The following is a 24,573-nucleotide window of genomic DNA, read 5'->3' as shown; positions in this document are numbered from 1 at the left end:
TTAATGATTATGACCAGCGTGTGGATCGACACTTTTTTGGGTTTTTTTAAGCTCCTTTAAGCGAGCGGCTTCATCAGAAGAATTATTATGTGTTTTGGTTCCATCTATTTTGGATGGATCTACTTGTGATAGGTATGAATAATAATATTCTAAAGCAAAAAAAGCAGCTAAATATCTATCCCGGCTAACAGATGAAACTTTATATCTTAGTGGAGCGCCAAAAAGTTCAGGAGTTAGACTGTTAGCGCTAATTAATGCGTTGAAGGTTGTTTGAAGGTCTTTGTCTTTAAAGTTGTCTCCTAGACATTTAAATAGTTTATGATTAAAATTAAGTGTATGGCCTTCTTTCCATAAGCCTTTTTCGTTTTTCAGAGTTTTTAAAATATTTACACTATGTAGCGATGCAACGTCCTGAAACTTAATGCGGTTTGTTGAAGCGTTTCTAAAAAACATTGAGTAAGCTCTGGTTAGGTTTTTATTCTCTTTATCGTAAAAATTTATAATGTCTTCTTCAAAAGATAATAGGGCTTCGTTATAAATTTTGGTGTCTAAACCGTCACATTTTAAGGGATTTTCTTTATCTGAATACTTATATTCCAAAGTTATACTTGGTTCATTTTTACAACTTAAAACATTAAGTAATACTATGCATAATGTAATTTTAAGTAAAGATTTCATAAATAAAATGGTGTTTTAAAAATGTTTAATTATTCGTTTTCTAATCGGTTTTTATCTAATTTTTCAGCAAGTCGTCTTTCAATAATAGGTTCTATTAAGGTTTTTCTAGGGTTTGTTTCTACAAAAGGATTGAGTTCTAACTCATTTTTCATTTTATCTTCTGGGTTAGGATGTTTATTTGTGCCTAATAGAATGTTATCACCTTTTTCAAAAGCTTCCTCTTCTTTAGATGCTGATTCCTTAATTTTTCGTTGAATAATGCCTTCTTTCAATTGTTTTAAAAAACCACCAGAAGACTCAATGCTTTTAAAAACCTCTAAAGCTTTTTCAGCTAGTTGATCGCTAATGGTTTCTATATAATAGGCGCCATCGGTAGGATTATCAACTTTATCGAAATAACTTTCGTGCTTTAATACTAATAATTGATTTCTAGACACACGCTCACCAAATGGATTTGTTTTATGGTAAATAGCGTCGTAAGGCGTATTGTTAACAGCGTTTGCGCCACCTAAAATAGCACTCATACACTCTGTAGTGGTACGCAACATGTTGGTGTTATAATCGTAAATGGTTTTGTTGCGCTTTGTAGGAAAGGCAACTATGTGACAATTTTCGTTAAATCCGTACTCACTAGCTAGCGAAGCATGTAAATCTCGTAACGCTCTTAATTTGGCAATCTCGAAAAAGTAATTTGTACCAACCGATACTTGAAAAATAACGCGTAAGGTTTCCTTTTCTGAAGTTGAAATGTCATCATTTAAATAATTAAAATATTCATTTAAATGTGCTAGACTGTAAGCTAATTGCTGTGTTATGTTTGCTCCTGCATTTTGATAAAGCGATAAATCGACACTCAAGCAACCGCTATTTTTTACACTATTTTTAAAAACGGTGTAGTCGTCATTAAGGTTGTTAAACCAATTTCCAGATTTTGCAAGGTTGTTTATAATATCACTATTAATAAAGGTGATGTCTTTATTAGGGGTTTGTGTAACAAGTTGCTTTACGTAGTCTGCGTCTAAAAAATCGAGGCTAAAATACAAAGGGGTGTTTTTAGAGATGTTTTTTAGTAAAATTTCTACAGCAATATCTTTATGGGGAATTACAAAATGTAAAGCTTCGGTTCCTTTTGTAAGTGCTTCTAAAGCTTTTTTGTTTATACTTTCTGGGTTTGACACATAAAACGTTTCCAAAACATTCCATGTGGTAGCCTTTGTTGTTGATGTTTCTGGGAGCGAAGAAAATTCATCGGCATGATAAAATGGTTTAACATCTATGCCTTCTGGACTTTGCCAAATTAAGGTATCGTTATAATCGGCGCCTTTTAAATCAACTTGTATTTTTTGTTTCCACTCCTTTGATGAAACATATTGAAAATCAGTAAATAACGGTTTACTCATGGTTTTCTGTTTTTGCTATGCTATCTTCATACTCTATAATGAAGATCTCTTCATTTTCTTTTTTCATGTAGTACTTTTCTCGAGCTAATTTTTCTATACCATTTTCTGTTTTTAACTCTTTGATAGCTTTTCTATCTTTAATAATTTCTTTTTGGTAATATTCTTTTTCTTCTTCTAGTTGTTCTATGTCTGAATTTAATTCGCGATGAATGAGCCAAGAATTAGCATCTAAAAAAATCATCCATACCCCAAACCCGATAAGAATGATAAGGAAAATGTTTTTAAAAGGTTTAAGATATTTTTTTTTGTTTTTTGCCATATTAAACTAAACGTTCGTTAATAATGGTTTTTACAATATCTATAGCAACAGTATTATATTTATTGTTTGGTATAATAATATCGGCATATTCTTTCATAGGCTCGATAAACTGTTGATGCATGGGTTTTAACGTGTTTTGATAACGAGAAAGTACCTCGTTTATATCTCTGCCACGTTCAGCTATGTCTCGTTTTAGTCTTCTTATTAAACGCTCGTCGCTATCGGCGTGTACAAATATTTTAATGTCGAACATATTTCTTAATTCGGGATTGGTTAGAATTAAAATACCTTCAACAATCATAACTTTTCTTGGTTTTGTTATAATGCTATCGCCTGTTCTATTGTGTTTTACAAAAGAATATACTGGTTGTTTAATATTATTGCCTTTTTTTAGCTCTTTTAAGTGTTCTTCTAATAACTCAAAATCTATAGATCTAGGATGATCAAAGTTTATTTTAACACGTTCGTCGTAATTTAAATGAGACGTGTCTTTATAGTAAGAATCTTGAGAAAGTATACCCACTTGTCCTTCTGGAAGTTGATCTAAAATTTGATTTACTACGGTTGTTTTCCCGCATCCAGTTCCACCTGCGATACCTATGATTAGCATAGAGAGTTATTTACATTTATTGCAAATTTAATTATTTCAAGGGTAATTTTATCGTTCAATGCTTGAAACTTCATTTACTGTAATTAAGTTATTATTAGTATTGCCCCAAGAGTTTGTTATATAGTTTAAAACATCGGCAATTTCTTTATTGCTTAATCCTAATGGTGTCATACTACCATTGTATACTTTTCCGTTTACTGTAATTTCTCCTTGCTGTCCGTATTTTACTATTTTAATAGCTCTAGAAATATCTGTCATGAGATAATCGGATTTGGCAAGTGGAGGAAATGCTTTAGGAACACCTTCGCCATTTGCCATGTGGCAAGCAATGCAATAGTTGTTGTATACTGTTTTACCACTTTTAAAGCTTGTTTTAAAGGTTTGTTTATTTTCTTTAGAAGAATTATTTTTACAAGCAATTGTTAAAAAAATAAAACTAAAAAGAATAGAAATCTTTTTCATTAGATTTAATAAATCGGGTTGCTAATTAAATTTTTTGACTAAAAATATAAATAAAATAGTTTTCTAATTAAAGAAAAGCTATATATTTGCAGTCTGAAATTTTCGGGGTGTAGCGTAGCCCGGTTATCGCGCCGCGTTTGGGACGCGGAGGTCGCAGGTTCGAATCCTGCCACCCCGACAAAAAGGTCAAACTTACTAGGTTTGACCTTTTTTTATGCCTTAGCGTTAAGTTTTTCTTAATTAATTAGGATTAATAGGTTTAATTTATTGGTATTCAATATATAAATATTAGTTTCGCACAAAATTAAAATAGACATAATAATTTATGAGTCAAGTAAAAGAAAACGACACGGTAAAAGTTCACTACACAGGAAAATTAAGTAACGGGCAAGTTTTTGATAGTTCTCTTGAAAGAGAACCTTTAGAGGCAACCTTAGGACAAGGTATGTTAATTCCTGGTTTTGAAAAAGCCATTGTTGATATGAAAGTTAACGAAAAGAAAACGGTTAACATTCCTAAAGAAGAAGCTTATGGCGAAGTGAATAAAGAATTGTTTCATGAAGTTAAAAAGGAACAATTACCTGACGATATTGAGCCACAAGTAGGGATGGGATTAACATCGAGAGCAGAAGACGGTAGAGAATACCAATTTAGAATTGCTGAGGTTAATGAAGATAATATTATTGTTGATGGGAACCACCCATTAGCAGGACAAGATTTAACTTTTGAATTAGAGTTAATCGAGATTAAATAAATATTCTCCTAAATAAGATTTTAAAAGCCTGGAATTTTCCAGGCTTTTTTGTTTTTATACAGTTCGTCCCATAATTTTTACAGTTCGGGAAATAGGTTTTTTAAATTACTTAAAACTTTAAAACATTTGTACCATCAATAAAAAACGAACAGTTTTATTACATCAATTAAAATAGTTGTTAAATTTAGGTTTCTATAACCGCGACGCATGAAAAAACATTTAAAAAATATCATTATTGTATTTATTATAGGAACGATTGTTTTTGTAATTGGTAACTCGCTTTCTAGAAATGGATTTCATTTTAATTCGGTAAATGATTTTTTAATTAATTTCATTTTTTATCAAGCTTATGCCTTTTTATTAGGTTACAGTAATATGTTCTATTTTCAGTTTCTAAATCAGATAAGATGGCCTCCCAATAGTAGTATTAAACGAATTGTTATTGGTGTTGTAGGATCGGTTATTATAACTTTAATAGGCTTGTTTATTTTAAGAGCATCAACCGCTATTTATTATAATGGAAATACGTTTAAAGAGTTTATTTCGAACGAAAGTTTTAGCAATTATACCTTTGGTTTATGGATTACATTAACCATTGTTATGGTATTTCATTTAATTTATTTTTATAATGAGTATCAGCAAAATAGAATTAAGGAGCAAAAGGTTATAGCCGGAACGGCAAGCGCTAAGTTTGATGCTTTAAAAAATCAATTAGACCCGCACTTTTTGTTTAATAGCTTAAATGTTCTTACCAGTTTAATTGAAGAAAACCCCGAAAGCGCCCAAAAATTTACTACAGGATTATCTAAGGTTTACAGGTATGTTTTAGAGCAAAAAAATAAAGATTTAGTGGCTGTTGATGAAGAGTTGAAATTTGCCAAAATATACATGTCTTTATTAAAAATGCGATTTGAAGATAGTATTGTTTTTAATATTCCAGAACAGGCAAATAACCCTGAAAGTAAAGTGGTACCATTATCCTTACAACTATTGCTAGAAAATGCTGTAAAGCATAATATGGTTACCGAAAAAAAACCACTTAAAATTCATATTTATGAAGACAACGGTAATTTAATAGTAGAAAACAATCTTCAGCCAAAACAAATAGTAAAAAAGAGTAGCGGAGTTGGTTTAAGTAATATTAAACAACGCTATGATTTACTAACCAATAGAAAAGTTATCATCAATCAAAGAGCAGACAGTTTTGCTGTGGCAATACCTATGCTCACAAAACAAATTTTAATCATGGAAACACAATCAACAAAACAAGAAGACGCTTACTACAGAGCCAAAAAACGTGTAGAGGAAATAAAAGGATTTTATGGCAACTTAATATCCTACTGTTGCGTTATCCCTTTTTTAATGTTTATTAACTATAAAACCTATTGGGAGTTTCAATGGTTTTGGTTTCCCGCAATAGGTTGGGGAATAGGATTAATATTTCATGCTTTTGGGGTATTTGGATATGGGAAAACCTGGGAAGAACGAAAAATTCAAGAAATTCTTGATAAAGAAAAGGAGAGCAACTCAAAATGGCAATAATTATGGAATCGAATTTTAATGAACAACAACGTATAGATAATGCTAGAAGACGTGTAAAAAAGTTAAAAGGCTTTTACTCTCATTTAGTAGTTTACATAGTTATTAATGCTTTACTCTTGATAATTAACGTTATTTATGTAAATCCTGGCGAGTCGTTTTTTCAATGGAGTAATTTTAGCACTATGTTTTTTTGGGGAATAGGACTCTTAGCTCATGGATTAACAGTATTTATGCCAAAATTTATAATGGGAAAAGACTGGGAAGAACGCAAAATAAAGCAGTTTATGGAACAGGAAAAACACCATAACCGTTGGGAATAGTTGTTTTGAGTGTTATATTAAAAAATGAATTCAATTAACAGACCATGAAAGTAATCATTATTGAAGACGAGAAGCCATCGGCAAGACGCTTGCAGCGTATGTTGGAAAAACAAGTTTTAGAGGTTGAAACCATGTTGCACTCGGTTGAAGAGGCTATAAATTGGTTTCAAAACAATGCACACCCAGAACTTATTTTTTTAGATATTCAGTTAAGTGATGGATTATCTTTTGAAATTTTTGAAACTGTTGATATAAAGTCATCAATTATTTTTACAACAGCTTACGATGAGTATGCTTTGCAAGCTTTTAAGTTGAATAGTATAGATTACTTATTAAAGCCTATAGATGAAGAAGAATTAGAACAAGCCATTACCAAATTTCAATCTAATTTTGATTATAAATCTCCTATTTCTTTAGATTTTGAAGACATAAAAAAGCTTTTAGTGAATCCTATAGAACGGGAGTACAAAAAAAGGTTTTCGGTAAAAGTAGGACAACATTTAAAACTTATAAATGTAAATGATATAGAGTGTGTTTTTAGTCAAAATAAAGGGACTTATTTACACACTGTTGACGGTAGAAATTATTTAATAGACGATACGTTGGAAGAGTTAGAATCTCAGCTAGAACCAAATCAGTTTTATCGTGTTAACCGTACATTTTATGTAAATGTTCATGCTATAAGCGATATGGTGAGTTATACCAATTCTCGACTTCAAATAAAACTAAATAATTATAACGAGCAGGATATTATTGTGGCTAGAGAACGTGTAAAAGATTTTAAAAGTTGGTTGGCGTAAAAATTAGTCTTCTTCAATTCTGTTATCATCAAACGATGATGGCAATAACTTAGGGATAAACTTAATAACTAACGGTAATAGTAATGCACCACCTGGTAACATAAAAATGGCTAAACTAGGAATAGATTTAAAAATATCTAATAATTGGTCTTGTACTTTTTTTTGTTCGTCGTCGCTTAATTCTCTAACGGTAGATTGGCTTAATAACTTAACTAATTCCTGACTTTCTCTTAATTCTTTTTGTAACCGTTTACTGTTTCTAGAAATAAGCTTACTCACCATTTTACTAGAATTAGAGTAAAAGGTTTTTACAATGTTTTTAGAGCTTAAAAGCGCAATTTTCTCTTTATGCGAACTGTAAAATAGTTTAATATTATTTATGGAATTGGTAATAATAGCATGATCTAATTCCAAAAGTTGACCAATGTCTTGTAAAATGCTTTCTTCATTTTTATCAATATTTAAATCACTCCAAGTAGCCATACAAGCAATATCCACGATGTAATATTTTTCAAGCTTAATGTTTACAAGCGATAAGGCGTCTTGAAGTTCTACTTTTTTGTCTATATTATAACGTAACGATTGCTCTACAAGTTCAATTAAACTTTCGTCGTATTTAGTTTTCTGTTCTTTAATATTTAAAACTTCTATAACGGTTGTTTCTATAGCTAATTCAAGATGTTTTATATAGTCTTCAGAAATAAAATCGTGTTGTAAAAATCTTTGATAAGCTAAAACATCAATAAAAAGTAAGGCGTTTGTGATAAAATAATTAAAGCTACGCTCGATAATATTATCATCTATTTGAATACGTTTATGAATAATAGTCTCTAAAAGCGATGTTGTTTTTCGTTCGCCTAAAAACTCAGAAAAAATAGATGGTTTGTGCGCATTTATTTGTGTGTAAAAATCGATAACACTCTCTACAAAACCGTTATCATCGTTATTTAAGACATCGTTATAGCAAAACTTTAAGGCAAGAAGAAAATTAATTTTACAAATTTCTTCTTCGGTAAGTTTCTCTTCACTTAAACCATTTTTTATAGTTTTTATGTTACTACCGTAAATAAAACCAACGTCTCTTAACTTATAATAAAACCTTTCTAAGTCAGTATTAATCCATACCGAGGTTTCATTTTCAAGCTTTAAAAGTTTTTTTACCCAACCGTTTGCCGAAGGATTCATAAATGTTTTAATAAAATGTAAATATAGGTAAATTAATTTTTCACGTTATATCATATATGTAAAGTTAAAGCAATGTTAAAGTCGTGTGGAAAATTATAGTCTAATACTATTTTAGTAGGTCTTAATTTTTAACCAACCAATATGCAAAAACTAATAACAGTTTTACTTTTAATTATAATTGTAAAGACAGGTTTTTCACAAACTATTCAAGGAACAATAACTAATCTAGATAATCAACCGTTGCATGGTGCATATATTTATAATATAACATCAAAAAGTCATGCGCATAGTAATGAAAAAGGAGCTTTTATTTTAAATAATACCAAGGCAAACGATTCTGTTACAATTGGGTTGTTAGGTTATGAAAAAACAACCATTATTGTTAAACCATTTTACTTTAAAGAAGGCATGGTTGTTGGTTTAAAAAGTAAAGCTTTTTTACTAGATGAGTTGGTGTTAACCAATAAGATAAATGCCATAAACTCGATAGTTAAATTAGACTTAGAAACAAACCCAGTAAATTCCTCTCAAGAGATTTTAAGAAAAGTTCCAGGAATGATTATAGGGCAGCATGCTGGAGGCGGAAAAGCAGAACAGATGTTTTTACGTGGTTTTGATATTGATCATGGTACCGATGTTGCCTTAACTGTAGATGGAATGCCTGTAAACATGGTGTCTCATGCTCATGGTCAAGGCTATAGCGATTTACATTTTCTTATTCCTGAAACTATAAAAAATATAGAATTTGGAAAAGGACCTTATTATGCTAATAAAGGCGATTTTGCTACTGCGGCTTATGTTGGGTTTCAAACAAAAGATAGACTTAACGATAATAATATTACATTTTCTTACGGGCAATTTAATTCATTAAGAACGTTAGGAATGTTTAATCTATTAGATAGAAATAACAAAACGCAAAATGCTTACTTAGCCATGGAGTATATTGCTACTGATGGTCCTTACAATTCGCCTCAAAACTTTAATAGATTAAATGTTTTTGGGAAATATAATACCTTATTAAACAATGGCGGTAAATTGTCATTATCAGCATCGCACTTTACCAGCAGATGGGATGCTTCTGGGCAAATTCCACAACGAGCAGTTGATAGTGGCTTAATTTCAAGATTTGGTGCCATAGATGATACCGAAGGTGGAAATACCTCAAGATCTAATGTTAATGTGTCGTACTTTAAGTTTCTAGACGATGATATAAAAATGACTTCAAACGCTTACTATTCTCATTACGATTTTGAGTTGTATTCTAATTTCACTTTCTTTTTAGAAGATCCTGTAAATGGAGATCAAATCAAGCAAAAGGAAGACCGACATATTTTAGGATTTAATACCGAGATTGAAAAGTATCATAAATTTGGAGAAGTTACAGCAAATTTTAGTGTTGGAGCGGGTTTACGACATGATATTGTTAACGATGTAGAATTATCACATACATTAAATAGAAAAGAAACTTTAACGTATTTACAGTTAGGCGATGTTAACCTAACTAATATATTTGCCTACTTAAATTCAGAATTTTTAATGGGCGATTTTAAAGTAGTGCCAGGACTTCGGTTAGATTACTTTAAGTTTATGTATAACGATGCTTTAGCAACAAATTACAAAACGCTAAGTAATTATAAGGTAGCTTTAAGCCCTAAGTTAAATGTGTTTTATAATCAATCGGATAATTTACAATGGTTTGTAAAATCAGGCATTGGGTTTCACTCTAATGATACTCGTGTAGTTCTTCAGCAAGAAGAAGACATATTACCTAGAGCTTATGGTGTAGATGTTGGCTCTATTTGGAAACCATTTCCTAAAATGTTCTTTAACACCGCCGTTTGGTATTTACTTTCAGAACAAGAATTTGTTTACGTAGGTGATGCTGGAATTGTAGAACCTAGTGGTGAGTCGCAACGTTATGGATTAGATGTCGGGTTGCGTTATCAATTTACAGATTGGTTATACTTTGATACCGATGCTACACTTACGCATGCACGAAGTACAGAAGCACCAGATGGAGAAGATTACATACCATTAGCTCCAGACTTTACTTTAACAGGTGGATTAGCTATAAATAATTTAAAAGGATTTAATGCTGGAGTACGTTATAGGTATATTGATGATAGACCAGCAAATGAAAATAACTCTATTGTAGCCGAAGGCTATTTTGTTACCGATATAAATGTCTCTTATACATTGAAAAAACTAACCTTTGGAGTTAATATAGAAAACCTATTTGATGTTGATTGGAACGAAACACAATTTGCTACAGAGTCAAGACTTCAAAATGAAATAAACCCTGTTGAAGAAATTCATTTTACACCAGGAACACCTTTTTTTGCTAAAGGTTACATAAGTTATAAATTTTAACAAGGCAGTACACAATTTGGCTTATAAAAAGAAAAGGCTTACTAGTTATTAGTAAGCCTTTTTAATTGTTTTTATTTTTTAGATAAACCTTTTTAGCTTTTATATATCTCCGCCACATTTTTAAATTTAAAAACACCAATATGCAAAGTGAAACTATTTGAATGATAGCTATAAGATTTATAAGCGTTAACGGCATCGTTTTTTATTTGGGATTTATTGTGTTAAGACACCACTTTATTTATAAAGTCACTAAAATAAGTAAGGAGAGGTATTTGGGTATAAAAAAAGCTGCTTACATAATAAGAAGCAGCTTTTTTTATAAATTATAATATAAATAATAAAGTGTATAGTGTTTTTAGTTTTTTCTTAGGTAAGTACTTACCTCAATAGCAACATCTTCCCAAGTTTTACTTACACCGTCTGGTCCTTTATGTAAATCAAAACAAACTTTGTTTAAACTTTCCAAAGCATCAAGAGCATTCCAAGTTTTTAAATCCATAGTTCCTGTAAGTGTAACACGTCTTTCATCTGTAATACTAATATCTAAAGGAAGATTTTCTGTAACCCCATTCATGGTAATAGAGGCAGCATAACTACCATTACTAGATGTAATAGTACCGCTTATAAGTTCGGTGTCTAACATGGCACCAAAAAACGATTCCTTTAACTTGCCATCACGTACATCATCATTTGTAAATAAACTACTTACAGGAATAGAAAACGTTAAATTGTTTAAGGCTTCTTCTGGAGAACTACCCGATTTTTCGTCAAATTTTAAAACGGTAAATTCGCCTCCAACCGGTGTTTTTTTTGTTGTTTTATAAGCCGTCCATTTTACCGAAGTCGCTTCTGGTTTTACTACAAACTTTTCAGTACTAACAACTTCAGTTGTTTCTTCTGCTTTTGCTTCTTTTTTATCGCCTTTACACGACAGTAAACTTAATGTAAGTACTACTAATAAGTAACTTATTTTTTTCATTTTTTATAAATTATAAAGTTTTATTTAAAATTAAGGATTATCATATAGATAATAAAATTATAATCAAGGTTTATATGACAAATATCATAGTTTGAAGCTAACAGTACCGCTAATTTTGATTATAAATTATTAGGTATGAGTCAACAAGAATTAATAAGGAAATATAACGTTCCTGGTCCAAGGTATACAAGTTACCCAACAGTTCCCTTTTGGAATATGGACACCTTTTCGTTAAAAGCTTGGAAAGCATCTTTAAAACAGTCTTTTATTGAAAGTAATGCTAAAGAAGGTATAAGCATTTACATTCATTTACCATTTTGCGAAAGTTTATGCACATTTTGTGGTTGTAATAAGCGTATTACGAAACGTCACGAAGTAGAATCTCCATACATAACAGCACTTTTAAAAGAATGGCAACTATATTGCGATTTATTTGATGCTAAACCAAAAATTAAAGAACTCCATTTAGGTGGCGGAACACCTACATTCTTCTCATCAGAAAATTTAAAACGATTAATAAAAGGCCTTGTTAATAGAGCCGAATTAGCCAGTAATTACGAGTTTAGCTTTGAAGGTCACCCAAATAATACCACAAGAGAACACCTTCAAACACTTTTCGATTTGGGGTTTAGACGCGTAAGTTTTGGTGTGCAAGATTATAACGAAAAGGTGCAGAAAGCTATTCATAGAATTCAACCTTTCGAGCATGTGAAATATGTTACAGAAACAGCTAGAGAAATAGGCTATACAAGTGTTGGGCACGATATTATTTTTGGCTTACCGTTTCAAACGGTGGATCATATTAAAGAAACTATTGCAAAGACAAAGCAATTAATGCCAGATCGCATTGCCTTTTACAGTTATGCGCATACACCTTGGATAAAAGGTAATGGACAACGTGGTTTTAACGAGCAAGATTTGCCAATACCAGAACAAAAGCGACTGCAATACGATATAGGCAAAACGCTACTAACTGAAGCAGGATATACCGAAATAGGAATGGACCATTTTGCCTTGCCAACCGATTCGCTATACGAAGCTATGGCAAACGAAAGTTTACACCGAAATTTTATGGGGTATACCGCATCAAAAACGCAAATGATGATAGGCTTAGGTGTATCATCTATAAGTGATAGTTGGTATGGTTTCGCCCAAAATGTAAAAGGTTTAGAAGAATATTATCATTTAATAGAAGAACATATTATCCCCGTTTTTAAGGGGCATATTTTAAACCATGAAGATTTAGTAATAAGACAACACATTTTAAACTTAATGTGCCATAATAAAACATCTTGGAAATCTGAAAACTTAAAATTTGAAGCTTTAAATGATACTTTAGTTAAATTAGAAGAGATGGTAAAAGATGGCTTGTTAATTATAGAATCAGAAAGTCTAAAAGTCACTAAAAAAGGCCAACCTTTTGTGCGTAATATTTCTATGGCTTTTGATGTTTTGTTACAACGAAGGCAACCTGATAAGCCGTTGTTTTCTATGACAATTTAATAAACTAAAACCTTCTTTGTTGGGTAATGCAAAAAATCGTAATTTAAGCCCTACAAAAAACAATACTAAAAAATACTAAAATCAAAAAAAATGAAAAAAATTATTGTTCCTATAGATTTCTCTAAATATTCAGAATACGCCTTAGAAGCAGCTGCTGTAATGGCCAAACAAAACGATGGTGAAGTATTAGCTTTACATATGCTAGAACTATCGGAAGCCGTTTTAACAAAAGGAAGTGCAGCACAAAGTGAAGAAGCTGTTTTTTATCTTAAACTAGCAGAAAAACGATTTGAAGAGTTTTTAGAGCGTGATTATTTACAAGACGTTAATGTAACTCCTATAGTTAAACACTTTAAAGTGTTTAGCGAGGTTAATGATGTAGCCCAAGAACACGATGCCGATTTAATTGTTATGGGATCTCAAGGTACAAGTGGTTTGGCCGAAATATTTATTGGCTCAAATACAGAGAAAGTTGTAAGACACTCAGAAACTCCTGTACTAGTGTTAAAAAACAAACTAGAATCAACAGCTTTTAAAAATGTGTTATTTGCAACCGATTTTTCAGAAGAATCTATCGATATATACAAAAAAGCGTCAAGTAAATTAGAAGGCATGGGAGCTAAGGTACATTTAGTGTATGTAAATACGCCAGGGAGCTTTTTAAATTCAACCGAAATGCGCCAGAAAGTATCTAACTTCTTAGCTGAGGCCAATGGAAATACAGATGGAATGGAAGATACTAGTTTTGTGTCTGACTATACAGTCGAGGCAGGTGTTTTAAATCATGCAAATAGTATAAAAGCCGATTTAGTTGCTGTAGCAACACATGGTAGAACTGGTATTGCACACTTTTTTGAAGGCAGTATATCTGAAGATATTGCTAACCATTCCATATTACCAGTAATGACATTTAAAATCTAAAATAATAACCATAATTTGTGTTTTAAGCCTAAAGATTTCTCTTTAGGCTTTTTTTTAACTAATTGTTATTTAGTTGGTTATGCTTCTTTGTGTTTATTTATCTTTAAATAGGATAAAAAAGTCCTTTTTTATGATAAAAATCATATTTTATCTTCTATGCAACAAGTACTTTTGAGTAGTTAATAATTAATTTATATATGAAAACTAAAACATCAATTATCGCAATTTTATTTGCCGTCCTAATAATGGGGTGTGGTGGCAAAGAAGAAAAGAAAAAAGAAACATTCTCTTATCAAAAGAAAAGTACCGACACAGAACAGGTAACTACAAAAAAGGACAATGCTGAGAAACCATTACCAGCATCTAAACGAGTAGATTTAGATAATAAAGGCGTAGGTCCTATTACTTCAATTAATTTACCTGCAGATATAGATCAGTCTATGGCAACCCATGGGCAGGAAGTCTACAAAAAAATGTGTACAGCTTGCCACAGAGCAGATAAAAAGTTTATAGGTCCAGCACCAACAGGGATTTTAGAACGAAGAAGTCCAGAATGGGTTATGAATATGATTTTAAACCCAGAGGAAATGGTAAAAAAAGATCCTTTAGCAAAAGATTTATTAGTAGAGTTTAATGGTTCGCCAATGGCAAACCAAAACCTTAGCGAAGAGGAGGCAAGAGCGGTACTAGAATACTTTAGAACGTTGAAATAATTAAAAATTAATTTTATGAAGTTATTTAAACAATTTTGCTTGGTTGTTATTTTTATGGGAACTCTGTTTGCCTGTAAAAATGAAAGTCAACAAACAGCCAAGCCAGAAAGTAATACAGAACAGCCCGATGAGTCTTCAGAAAGAACAGGGCAAGCTTTTATAAAAGACGATGCCTCAAAACCTAATTGTCTTCAAATAGCTATAGAGTCATCAGACCATAAAACGTTAGTTGCAGCCGTACAAGCTGCTCAAGTGGAAAACGCATTAGTAAATGTAGGACCACTAACTGTTTTTGCTCCTACAGATGAGGCTTTTGCTGCTTTGCCAGAAGGTACTGTCGATAATTTATTAAAGCCAGAAAATAAAGCAGATTTAGCAAACATTTTAAAATACCATGTTACACCAGGCAACTACTCTAAAGACTTTTTAACCAAATTCAAAAAGTTGGGGCAAGCTAATAACGGTTATGTTCCAGTAACAGTAGAGAATGGTGAGCCCATTATTGGTGGAGCAAAAATAATAGCTAGCGTACCAGCTGGAAATGGTATTGTACACGTAATCGATAAGGTGTTATTACCGCCATCTAAAGAATAAATAAATCACTAACTCAATTAATAATGAACACTATGAAGAATATTTTAAAACCAGTGGCTGCATTTGTAACGGGACTTTTGGTTCTTACTAGTTGCAACAACAGCACGAAACAATCAAATAGTAAATCAGGTGCTTTGGCAAGCAATATAGCCGAAAAAGTATATGTGTCTCCTGGTGAACACGACGAATTTTATGCCTTTATTTCAGGTGGATATAGCGGGAACTTAACAGTTTACGGACTACCATCAGGAAGAATGTTTAAGGAAATACCTGTGTTTTCACAATTTCCTACTTCTGGATATGGATATTCAGAAGAGACAAAACCTATGTTAAACACCTCTCATGGCTTTGTGCCTTGGGGAGATTCTCACCATCCAGATATTTCTCAAACTAATGGAGAAATTGATGGCCGTTTTATTTTTATAAATGAGAATAATACGCCAAGAATTGCAAAGATAGATTTACAATCGTTTGAAACAACAGAGATTATAGAAGTACCTAATAGTGCGGGAAATCATAGTTCTTCATTTGTAACAGAAAATACAGAATATGTAGTAGCAGGAACACGTTTTTCAGTACCTATTCCACAACGCGATATGCCAATAAAAGATTACAAAGGTAATTTTCAGGGCGCCTTATCATTTATTAGTGTAGCACCAGAAACAGGCGATATGGATATAAAATTTCAAGTGTTAATGCCTGGTTTTAACTACGATTTATCGCACCCTGGACGTGGTAAATCTCACGGTTGGTTCTTTTTTACGACGTATAATACCGAAGAAGCTAGTACTTTATTAGAAGTTAATGCATCTCAAAACGATAAAGATTTTATTGCGGCAGTAAATTGGAAAAAAATTGAAGAATACGTAAACAACGGTGGCGGTACAATGATGCCAGCCGAATATGCCCATAATGTTTATGATGAGCATACACATACAGCAACTTCAACTATAAAAAAAGAAGTGCGTGTAGTTAACCCTACCGATGTTCCTGGAGCCGTATTCTTTTTACCAACACCAAAATCGCCTCATGGTTGTGATGTAGACCCAACAGGAGAGTACATTGTAGGTAATGGTAAATTATCTGCGAATTTAACCGTACACTCATTTACAAAAATGCTTGATGCCATTGAAAATGAAAAGTTTGATGGAGAGGCTTATGGTATTCCAATTTTAAATTTTGAAGATGTGTTAGCAGGTACTGTTGAACAACCAGGGTTAGGCCCTTTGCATACCGAATTTGATGATCAAGGAAATGCTTATACAACCTTCTTTATCTCATCAGAAGTTGTAAAATGGAAAGTAGGAACTTGGGAAGTCATCGATAGAAAACCAACCTATTACTCTGTTGGGCATTTAACCATTCCAGGAGGAAACTCTAGAAAACCACAAGGTAAGTACATGTTTGCAATGAATAAAATTACAAAAGATAGATATTTACCAACAGGACCAGAAATGGAGCACTCTGCACAATTGTATGATATTTCTGGAGATAAAATGGAATTACTCTTAGATTTTCCAACACATGGAGAGCCTCATTATGCTGCAGCAATGCGTGCAGACATAATAAAAGAACGTTCTAAAAAAATCTATAATTTAGAAGAAAATAATCACCCTTATGCTGCTAAATCGGATGCAGATACAAAAGTAGTAAGAGATGGAAATGAAGTTCATATTTATATGACCACTATAAGAAGTCACTTCTCACCAGATAACATAGAAGGTATAAAAGTAGGTGATAAGGTATTCTTTCATGTAACTAATTTAGAACAAGATTTTGATGTACCTCATGGCTTTGCTGTGCTAGGACAAAATACGTCAGAGTTATTAATTATGCCTGGACAAACAAAAACATCTGTTTGGGAGCCCACAAAAGTAGGGGTGTGGCCTTTTTATTGCACCGATTTCTGTTCAGCTTTACATCAAGAAATGCAAGGATATATTCGTGTGTCTCCAAAAGGAGCTGATACACCTATAAAATGGTCTATGGGAGAAGATATAGAATAAGAAGCTTTTAGGAGAATTTTGTTTTAGTGTTTATTTTCCTATTTAAGGCGAGAGTTGTCTTTTCGCTCTCGCCTTTCTTTTAAAAAACACTAAAGAAACACCAAACCACAACATTCATGAAGAAGTCGAATATTATAATGCTTATAGCGGTTATTTTACCGTTAGGACTGTTTTTATTTCCCTTGTGGAAAATTACATTAGAAGCACCACAATACCCTACACCATTAGGAATGTATATTCACATTAATGACTTTGCAGATGCTAATCCACATGACATTAAAAACATTAATTTAATGAATCATTATGTGGGTATGAAATATATTCCAGAGGCTATACCTGAATTTAAAATTTTCCCCGCTGGTATTTTAATTACATCTTTAATAGGACTTATTATAGCTTTTAAAGGAAATTACAAATGGTTCTTGTATTGGTTTATATTAATGGTTGTATTAAGTGGTGCCGGGTTATATGATTTTTACCTTTGGGAGCATGACTACGGGCATAATCTAGACCCTAAAGCTATTATGAAATTTACTAATCCAGATGGAACACAAATGGGATTTCAACCACCTTTATTTGGTAGCAAGAATATTTTAAACTTTAGAGCCCATTCTTACCCACGATTAGGTGCCTTATTTTTAGGCTTAGGTATTGCTACATCATTAATTGCTTATCTTGTAGGAAGGAAGAATAGTAAAACAACAGAGCAATAAAGAGAACATAAAAACACTAAACATGAAACCACTAAAATATTTTTCAATATATATATTGTTGTTGTTATTTGCATGCAATGTAGCCCCTAAACCTATAAATTACGGTGAAGATGGTTGCCATTTTTGTAAAATGACTATTGTTGATAAAGTCCACGCAGCCGAGATTGTTACTCAAAAGGGAAAGGTCTATAAATTTGATGCAACAGAGTGTATGGTTAATTTTATGGAAGAATTTGATACCAATGAGATAGCTCTATACTTATCAAATAATTATTTAGAGCCAGAAGCTTTAATTGATGCCACACAAGCCACTTTTTTAATTAGCGAAAACATTCCTAGTCCTATGGGAGCTTACCTGTCAGCTTTTAAAACAAAAGCAGAGGCAGAGTCTGTTCAATCCAACAAAGGTGGTACACTGTATAATTGGTCAAGCTTACAAGAGTATTTAAATAATAAATAGTTATGAAAAAATGGGGCGTTATTATATGTGCTATTTTTTTAGCTATGACAACTCATGCTCAACATATAGAGGTGTGTAGTACGTGTACTATATCTACGTTAAAAGAGGCTATTAATAAAGCACAGCGTTTTGATACTATAACCGTAAAACCAGGTACTTATAAAGAGCATAATATTATAGTCGATAAACCATTAATCATTAAAGGGAAAAACTACCCTGTTATAGATGGTGAATTTAAAGGAGAGATCATAACAGTTGCTTCCGACTCTGTTACAGTAGATGGATTATTTATTATAAATGTAGGCACGAGTTATACAGAAGATTACGCCGCTTTAAGGGTTAAAAATAGCAAGCATTTTGTAATACAAAATCTGGTTTTAGAAAAATTATTCTTCGGTATCTATCTAGAAAAATCTAATTACGGTAAGATATATCATAACAAAATAATAGGAAATGCCGTAGAAGAGTACAATTCTGGAAATGGTATTCAATTATGGTACAGTAATCATATTGAAATAGAGCATAATTATGTAGAACGAGTGCGAGATGGCATTTATTTAGAGTTTTCAGATAATTGTTTAATTAAGAATAATGTAAGTGCTAATAATGTAAGGTATGGATTGCATTTTATGTTTTCCAATACCGATACTTATCAAGATAATACCTTCGAGAATAATGGCGCAGGTGTTGCTGTTATGTTTTCCAAGCATATAAAAATGTTTAACAATACCTTTAAAGAAAATTGGGGAACAGCTTCTTATGGTATGTTACTTAAAGAGATAAACGATTCAGAAATTATAGGAAATACTTTTCAAGAGAATACCATAGGCATTAATATAGAAGGCTCGAACAGAATAGTATATAAACACAACGATTTTATAAAAAATGGTTGGGCAATTAAAGTACGAGGAGCATGTTATACTAATACGTTTACTGAGAATAATTTTTTATATAATTCGTTTGATATAGCTTATAACAGCAAAGTAAACGACAATGTTTTTGATAAGAACTATTGGAGTAATTACACCGGCTACGATTTAAATAAAGACGGTATTGGCGATATACCTTATAGACCTGTTAAACTCTATTCTTACATTGTAAATCGTACACCTGAAACCATAATATTATTACGAAGTATGTTTATAGATATTATCGATTTTTCAGAAAAAGTGTCACCCGTTTTTACGCCAGATAATTTATTAGATAATAATCCACAAACAAAACGCATAACATGGTAAGCATTGAAAACCTACATAAAAAATTTGGAAAAAACCAAGTATTAAAAGGCGTTGATTTAAGTATTAAAAACGGTGGTATAATAGCAGTTTTAGGCCCTAATGGTTCTGGAAAAACAACATTAATCAAGTCTATTCTTGGTATGGTAATTCCCAATAAAGGAACTATTAAAGTACAAGGAGAAAACATCAAGAAAAACTCAAGTTACAGGCATTATATAGATTACTTGCCGCAAATAGCCAATTTTCCTAGTAACCTAAAAGTAAAAGAGCTTATTAGAATGATTAAGGATTTGCGAAAAAACACTAACGAAGATGAGCGTTTAATAGAATTATTTAAACTAACCCCTTTTTTAGATAAAAAACTAGGCAACCTTTCTGGCGGAACAAAACAAAAAGTAAACATTGTTCTAACCTTTATGTTTGATAGCCCGCTAATTATTTTAGACGAACCAACAACAGGGCTAGATCCTATTTCCTTAATACGATTAAAAAATCTTATTCAAGAAGAAAAAGCCAAAGGAAAAACTATTTTAATAACCTCGCATATTATGAGCTTTGTTGAAGAAATTTCAGATGAAATTGTCTTTCTTCTGGAAGGCAAAATTTATTTTAAAGGAACCATAACCGAATTAAAAAACAAGACCAATCAGCAAGATTTTGAACACGCTATTGCGTCTATTTTATCAGAAAATCATGCTTAAAATATTAAAATATAGTTTTTTCGATTTAATACGTAGCCGTTGGAGTTATGTGTACTTTGCATTTTATTTGTTATTAGGCATTGTGTTACTGTTTTTAAACAACGATTTATCCAAAGCAGTCATTACGCTCATGAATGTTATTATTGTTTTAGTACCACTCATAGGAACCATTTTTGGCGTTATGTATTATTACAATTCCAAAGAGTTTACAGAGTTACTTTTGGCACAACCCTTAAAACGATCCTCCATTTTTTTAGGACAATATTTAGGTGTGGCAATGTCGCTATCCATGAGCTTGATTTTAGGGTTAGGAATTCCGTTTGTTTTTTATGGTTTATTTAAAAGTAATGCTATCTGGGACTTTTCATTATTACTTATAACAGGTACCTTTTTAACCTTTATTTTTACTGCTTTAGCATTTAACATAGCATTATCCAACGACAATAAAATAAAAGGATTTGGCTATGCTATTTTACTATGGTTACTTTTAGCGATTATTTACGATGGGGTATTTCTTATGAGTTTAATCTTTTTCGAGGATTACCCTTTAGATAAACTCTCGCTTGTTGGCACTATGTTAAATCCTATAGATTTATCAAGAACTTTAATTTTATTAAAATTAGATATTTCAGCGTTATTAGGTTACACAGGAGCCATATTTAAACAATTTTTCGGAACCAGTTTTGGGTTAATAGTATCGTTTATTATGCTTATTATTTGGGTCATTCTCCCTGTAATGCGAATAATGTTTAAATCTAGAAAAAAAGATTTTTAATGCTAAAGAACGATTTTTTAATTAAGTAACTATTATCACATAAAAATAAGAAGGCAATACTTAAATTTGCAACATGATTAAAAGTTTTACCCATAATATTACAGCGCATGTACTTGTAGTTATTCTACTAGCGCATAATATTAACACGTTGGTTATTGTGGGCGACTTTTTAGCTAATCAAGAGTTTATAGCCAAAACTTTGTGTATTCAAAAAGACAATCAACAAGGGTGTAATGGGAAATGCCATTTAAAAAAGCAATTAGCAAAAAACGAAACAGGAACAGATAATAAAGCTCCAGTTCAAGAAAGTAAACGCCTTGTTTTAGATGTATTTTTTGTGTCAAGTGTAAATTCCGTTACGCCACAATTTATTTCGGTTTTTACAAGTAAAAACGAAGCGTTTTATAATATGCCAATTCCTCACGAAACACTACTTTTAGTAGATACACCACCACCAAATATTATATAATTATTTCTTTAAAAATAGCTTTCCTTCTAACTTATTCTAATGAGTTGGATGAGGATAATTATATATAAATATTACAAAAATAATACTAAATAGATGTTGCTTGTATACAGCAACACGCTATAGGTATGCCTATAAAACAAATTAAAATGAAATTTAAATATATACTGCCAATTCTTTTTTTGGCATTGTTCAACGTAGCTTGCTCTACAGATGACAACGATGAATTTACACCATCAATTAACGAAACACAAGGTTTAAACTTAATTCAAGAATTAGAAAACGACACGCATACAATCGAATTGTATAACAAATCAGGACTTTTCTATACAGGATACAACGAGGTTAGTGTTCGAATAAAAGATAAAACAACCAATAGCTATATTGAAAATGCTACAATTTCTTGGATGCCTATAATGCAAATGCCAACAATGCAGCATTCATGCCCAAATACAAACCCAGTTAAAGTTAGCGGAAAAAATACAATTTATGAAGGAACTATTATTTATCAAATGACTAATGCCGATGGTTCAGGATGGTCTTTAACATTAAATTATACTATTGATGATGTGGATTATATGATTTCTGAAACCATTACGGTAATGCAAAATGACGATCAAAATGTAGCCAGTTTTATGGGGAATGACGACAATCGTTATATCGTTGCCATGATTGAGCCTAAAAACCCCATAATTGGAAATAACGACTTAGTTGTGGGGGTTTATAAAATGGAAACAATGATGTCTTTTCCAGTTGTTGAAAACTACCTATTAACTCTAGATCCACGTATGCCAGGTATGGGAAACCATAGCTCACCAAACAATACCAATTTAACATTTAATCAAACCGATAATATGTATCACGCTAATTTATCGCTAACCATGACAGGATATTGGGTGTTAAACTTAAAGCTTATTAATGATAATGATGATGTTTTAAAAGGTGAAGACGTAACAGAAACTAACGAGCAAAGTAGCCTATATCTAGAATTAGAGTTTTAATTTTTTAAAACATGAGATGTCATAGATATATCACCAACTATGACATCTCATAAAATATAATAATCATGAAAAAACTCATAACACTACTAGGACTAATATACAGTACAGTTTCTTTAGGACAGGAAATAGCATCTTCTATGGAAAAGGACACCACAAAATTAGATGAGGTTATTGTAATATCGCAACGAAAACTAAGTAATTACCGCCAAGAAAAAACCTTATCAAGTGTAGACGATTATTTAGAAAAATCTAATCATATTACTATGATTAAGCGTGGAAATTATGCTTGGGAACCTACATTAAGTAACATGACTAGCGAGCGCTTAAATGTTACTATAGATGGCATGCAAATATTTGGTGCATGTACCGATAAAATGGACCCAATTACATCCTATGTTGATGTGTCAAATTTAAAAAAAGTTACTATTGCTTCAGGGCAGGAAGGTACCGAAAATGGCCATTGTGTAGGTGGATCTATCGACTTACAATTACCGGAATCTAAATATTATGATTTTGGATTAAAATCAAGTGTAGATTTAGGTTACGAAACCAATGGTAATTATAAAACAGCAGGTTTAGATTTGGAATATTCTGGAAACAAGTTTTATATAAATGCCGATGGTATTTTTAGAAAATCTGATAATTATGATGCAGGCAACAATCAAGAAGTATTATACTCACAATTTCAAAAATATAATGTTTCGTTGCAAAGTGGTTATAAGCTAACAGAAAACCATCAATTAGATGCAAATATTATTTATGATAAAGCAACAGATGTTGGTTATCCAGCTTTACCTATGGATGTATCGTTAGCAGAGGCTTTAATAACATCGCTAACACACACTTTTAAAAACGATTCTACATTTATTAACTCATGGGAAACCAAGTTGTATTTCAATACCATTACGCATATCATGGACGATTCGCAACGTCCAGACGTGCCTATTCGTATGGATATGCCAGGATGGAGCGATACGTACGGGTTTTATAGTAAAGTGAAAATTAGCGAGCATAAACATAATTTACTTTTCAATGTAAATGGCTTTTACAATCGTTCTCTAGCTGAAATGACCATGTATCCTAACGATTCCAATCAACCACTTATGTTTATGTACACTTGGCCAGATATTAGAACATGGTATTCTGGAGTGTATGCTAAAGATACTTATGTCTTAAATAAAGCATCAAAGGTGTCGGCTTCGGTACGATTTGGTGTGCATAACAATTCTATTGGTGAAAAGGCTGGTTTGGAAAGTTTACAAATTTTTTACCCAACATTAAGCGATTCAAAACATAGATTTTTAAAAACTATAGCTGCCGATTATCAATTAAAAAAATCAACATTTGATGTTGCTTTTGGATTAGGATATGGCGAACGGGCTCCGTCGGTTAGCGAAGGTTATGGTTTTTTCTTATTCAACAGTTTTGACAATTTTGATTACATAGGAAATCCCTATTTAAGCAATGAAAAATCTATTCAAACTAATATAAAGGCAAATTACAACCTAAAGAGTTTTAAAATAGGGTTAGAAAGCTCCTATTTTTATATTCTAGATTATATAGTTGGTGAAATAGATCCAACTTTAAGTGCTATGACTATTGGTGCTTCTGGAGTAAAAACATATACAGGTTTAAATCATGCGTCTATTTTTGATGTTTATTTGAATACATCATATAGTGTATCAAAAAAACTGTCGCTTAATGCTTCATTAGGTTATAACTACGGTCAAGGTAGTAATGGCGAATCGTTGCCACTAATAAAACCATTGTCATACTTAGCTGAGGTGGCTTATTCTACGGCAACATTTAATGCGAGTTTACAATTAGAAGGTAATGGTAACCAAAGTAGATTTAGTAGTTTTTATGGTGAAGATGAAACGCCTGCTTATGGTGTGATAAACTTAAATTTAGGACATGTTATCAATTTTAAAAGTAGCAAAATGGTATTTAAATATGGGGTAGAGAATATTTTAGATGCTCAATATTCAACCTACGCCGATTGGAATAATATACCAAGACAAGGACGTAATTTTTACGTAAATGCGTCGTATGCTATATTTTAA

The 24,573-nt window shown here is 31.9% G+C and carries 25 protein-coding genes and 1 tRNA gene; 19 read left to right on the top strand and 7 right to left on the bottom strand.

From position 1 onward, the window contains the following. The 5 genes from R3L15_RS08240 to R3L15_RS08220 are packed head-to-tail and all read right to left on the bottom strand — an operon-like array spanning position 1 to position 3,469. The gene (locus R3L15_RS08240) at positions 1-678 is read right to left on the bottom strand and encodes a hypothetical protein (protein WP_338731063.1); all 678 of its coding nucleotides are present in this window, start codon (positions 676-678) and stop codon (positions 1-3) included. Between the two features lie 29 nt (positions 679-707). Next, on the bottom strand, positions 708-2,078 hold the full coding sequence (locus R3L15_RS08235; protein ID WP_338731062.1) for a methylmalonyl-CoA mutase subunit beta: 1,371 nt from the start codon (positions 2,076-2,078) through the stop codon (positions 708-710). After that, positions 2,071-2,397, bottom strand: coding sequence for a septum formation initiator family protein (locus R3L15_RS08230; protein ID WP_338731061.1), 327 nt, complete (start codon positions 2,395-2,397; stop codon positions 2,071-2,073). The genes R3L15_RS08235 and R3L15_RS08230 overlap by 8 nt, the downstream gene beginning before the upstream one ends. Position 2,398: 1 nt before the next feature. Further along, the gene (udk, locus tag R3L15_RS08225; protein WP_338731060.1) at positions 2,399-3,007 is read right to left on the bottom strand and encodes a uridine kinase; all 609 of its coding nucleotides are present in this window, start codon (positions 3,005-3,007) and stop codon (positions 2,399-2,401) included. 48 nt (positions 3,008-3,055) lie between these two features. Further along, positions 3,056-3,469: a cytochrome c gene (locus tag R3L15_RS08220; RefSeq protein ID WP_338731058.1), complete on the bottom strand. Its 414-nt coding sequence runs from the start codon at positions 3,467-3,469 to the stop codon at positions 3,056-3,058. A gap of 103 nt (positions 3,470-3,572) precedes the next feature. On the opposite strand from R3L15_RS08220, the gene R3L15_RS08215 reads away from it, so the two are divergent. The 5 genes from R3L15_RS08215 to R3L15_RS08195 all read left to right on the top strand — a co-directional run bounded on the left by R3L15_RS08215 (position 3,573) and on the right by R3L15_RS08195 (position 6,885). Then, a tRNA-Pro gene (locus R3L15_RS08215) sits at positions 3,573-3,647 on the top strand. Positions 3,648-3,794: 147 nt separating this feature from the next. Beyond that, positions 3,795-4,223 (top strand): peptidylprolyl isomerase, encoded by a 429-nt coding sequence (locus R3L15_RS08210; RefSeq protein WP_338731057.1) that lies wholly within the window; start codon positions 3,795-3,797, stop codon positions 4,221-4,223. A 207-nt stretch (positions 4,224-4,430) separates the two neighbouring features. Then, on the top strand, positions 4,431-5,765 hold the full coding sequence (locus R3L15_RS08205) for a 2TM domain-containing protein (RefSeq protein WP_338731056.1): 1,335 nt from the start codon (positions 4,431-4,433) through the stop codon (positions 5,763-5,765). Between the two features lie 2 nt (positions 5,766-5,767). Further along, on the top strand, positions 5,768-6,085 hold the full coding sequence (locus R3L15_RS08200; protein ID WP_338731055.1) for a 2TM domain-containing protein: 318 nt from the start codon (positions 5,768-5,770) through the stop codon (positions 6,083-6,085). A gap of 44 nt (positions 6,086-6,129) precedes the next feature. After that, on the top strand, positions 6,130-6,885 hold the full coding sequence (locus R3L15_RS08195) for a LytTR family DNA-binding domain-containing protein (protein ID WP_338731053.1): 756 nt from the start codon (positions 6,130-6,132) through the stop codon (positions 6,883-6,885). Positions 6,886-6,888: 3 nt separating this feature from the next. On the opposite strand, the gene R3L15_RS08190 is transcribed toward R3L15_RS08195, so the two are convergent. Continuing rightward, entirely contained in the window at positions 6,889-8,070 is a 1,182-nt protein-coding gene (locus R3L15_RS08190) for an LETM1-related biofilm-associated protein (protein ID WP_338731052.1), read from the bottom strand. Between the two features lie 141 nt (positions 8,071-8,211). Between R3L15_RS08190 and R3L15_RS08185 the strand changes: the two genes are divergently transcribed. Next, a complete protein-coding gene (locus R3L15_RS08185; RefSeq protein ID WP_338731051.1) occupies positions 8,212-10,440 on the top strand; it encodes a TonB-dependent receptor plug domain-containing protein in 2,229 nt (742 codons plus the stop codon). Positions 10,441-10,795: 355 nt separating this feature from the next. On the opposite strand, the gene R3L15_RS08180 is transcribed toward R3L15_RS08185, so the two are convergent. Further along, positions 10,796-11,419: a YceI family protein gene (locus R3L15_RS08180; RefSeq protein WP_338731050.1), complete on the bottom strand. Its 624-nt coding sequence runs from the start codon at positions 11,417-11,419 to the stop codon at positions 10,796-10,798. Positions 11,420-11,554: 135 nt separating this feature from the next. Between R3L15_RS08180 and hemN the strand changes: the two genes are divergently transcribed. From hemN to R3L15_RS08115, 13 genes are all read left to right on the top strand, one after another. Next, a complete protein-coding gene (hemN, locus tag R3L15_RS08175; RefSeq protein WP_338731049.1) occupies positions 11,555-12,922 on the top strand; it encodes an oxygen-independent coproporphyrinogen III oxidase in 1,368 nt (455 codons plus the stop codon). Positions 12,923-13,012: 90 nt separating this feature from the next. Continuing rightward, positions 13,013-13,843, top strand: coding sequence for a universal stress protein (locus R3L15_RS08170; protein WP_338731047.1), 831 nt, complete (start codon positions 13,013-13,015; stop codon positions 13,841-13,843). Between the two features lie 197 nt (positions 13,844-14,040). Next, on the top strand, positions 14,041-14,556 hold the full coding sequence (locus tag R3L15_RS08165) for a cytochrome c (protein WP_338731046.1): 516 nt from the start codon (positions 14,041-14,043) through the stop codon (positions 14,554-14,556). Positions 14,557-14,571: 15 nt separating this feature from the next. Next, the gene (locus tag R3L15_RS08160) at positions 14,572-15,150 is read left to right on the top strand and encodes a fasciclin domain-containing protein (RefSeq protein WP_338731045.1); all 579 of its coding nucleotides are present in this window, start codon (positions 14,572-14,574) and stop codon (positions 15,148-15,150) included. Between the two features lie 32 nt (positions 15,151-15,182). Continuing rightward, the gene (gene nosZ / locus R3L15_RS08155; RefSeq protein ID WP_338731044.1) at positions 15,183-17,156 is read left to right on the top strand and encodes a Sec-dependent nitrous-oxide reductase; all 1,974 of its coding nucleotides are present in this window, start codon (positions 15,183-15,185) and stop codon (positions 17,154-17,156) included. A 116-nt stretch (positions 17,157-17,272) separates the two neighbouring features. Then, positions 17,273-17,869 carry a hypothetical protein gene (locus R3L15_RS08150; RefSeq protein WP_338731043.1) on the top strand — a complete coding sequence of 199 codons (597 nt, stop codon included), beginning with the start codon at positions 17,273-17,275 and terminating at the stop codon, positions 17,867-17,869. A 22-nt stretch (positions 17,870-17,891) separates the two neighbouring features. After that, the gene (locus tag R3L15_RS08145) at positions 17,892-18,329 is read left to right on the top strand and encodes a nitrous oxide reductase accessory protein NosL (protein WP_338731042.1); all 438 of its coding nucleotides are present in this window, start codon (positions 17,892-17,894) and stop codon (positions 18,327-18,329) included. Between the two features lie 2 nt (positions 18,330-18,331). Then, on the top strand, positions 18,332-19,567 hold the full coding sequence (locus R3L15_RS08140) for a nitrous oxide reductase family maturation protein NosD (protein WP_338731040.1): 1,236 nt from the start codon (positions 18,332-18,334) through the stop codon (positions 19,565-19,567). Then, the gene (locus R3L15_RS08135) at positions 19,561-20,268 is read left to right on the top strand and encodes an ABC transporter ATP-binding protein (RefSeq protein WP_338731038.1); all 708 of its coding nucleotides are present in this window, start codon (positions 19,561-19,563) and stop codon (positions 20,266-20,268) included. Before R3L15_RS08140 ends, R3L15_RS08135 begins: the two co-directional genes overlap by 7 nt. Next, the gene (locus tag R3L15_RS08130; RefSeq protein WP_338731037.1) at positions 20,261-21,043 is read left to right on the top strand and encodes an ABC transporter permease; all 783 of its coding nucleotides are present in this window, start codon (positions 20,261-20,263) and stop codon (positions 21,041-21,043) included. The genes R3L15_RS08135 and R3L15_RS08130 overlap by 8 nt, the downstream gene beginning before the upstream one ends. A 73-nt stretch (positions 21,044-21,116) precedes the next feature. Then, the gene (locus tag R3L15_RS08125) at positions 21,117-21,512 is read left to right on the top strand and encodes a hypothetical protein (RefSeq protein ID WP_338731036.1); all 396 of its coding nucleotides are present in this window, start codon (positions 21,117-21,119) and stop codon (positions 21,510-21,512) included. Between the two features lie 146 nt (positions 21,513-21,658). Next, on the top strand, positions 21,659-22,510 hold the full coding sequence (locus R3L15_RS08120; RefSeq protein WP_338731035.1) for a hypothetical protein: 852 nt from the start codon (positions 21,659-21,661) through the stop codon (positions 22,508-22,510). A gap of 65 nt (positions 22,511-22,575) precedes the next feature. Further along, positions 22,576-24,573 (top strand): TonB-dependent receptor, encoded by a 1,998-nt coding sequence (locus R3L15_RS08115; protein WP_338731034.1) that lies wholly within the window; start codon positions 22,576-22,578, stop codon positions 24,571-24,573.

It is taken from the genome of Mangrovimonas cancribranchiae (assembly GCF_037126245.1).
In the GTDB taxonomy this organism is placed as follows: domain Bacteria; phylum Bacteroidota; class Bacteroidia; order Flavobacteriales; family Flavobacteriaceae; genus Mangrovimonas; species Mangrovimonas cancribranchiae.
Note: the sequence above shows the minus strand (reverse complement) of the source record. Positions and strands in the feature narration are given on the sequence as shown.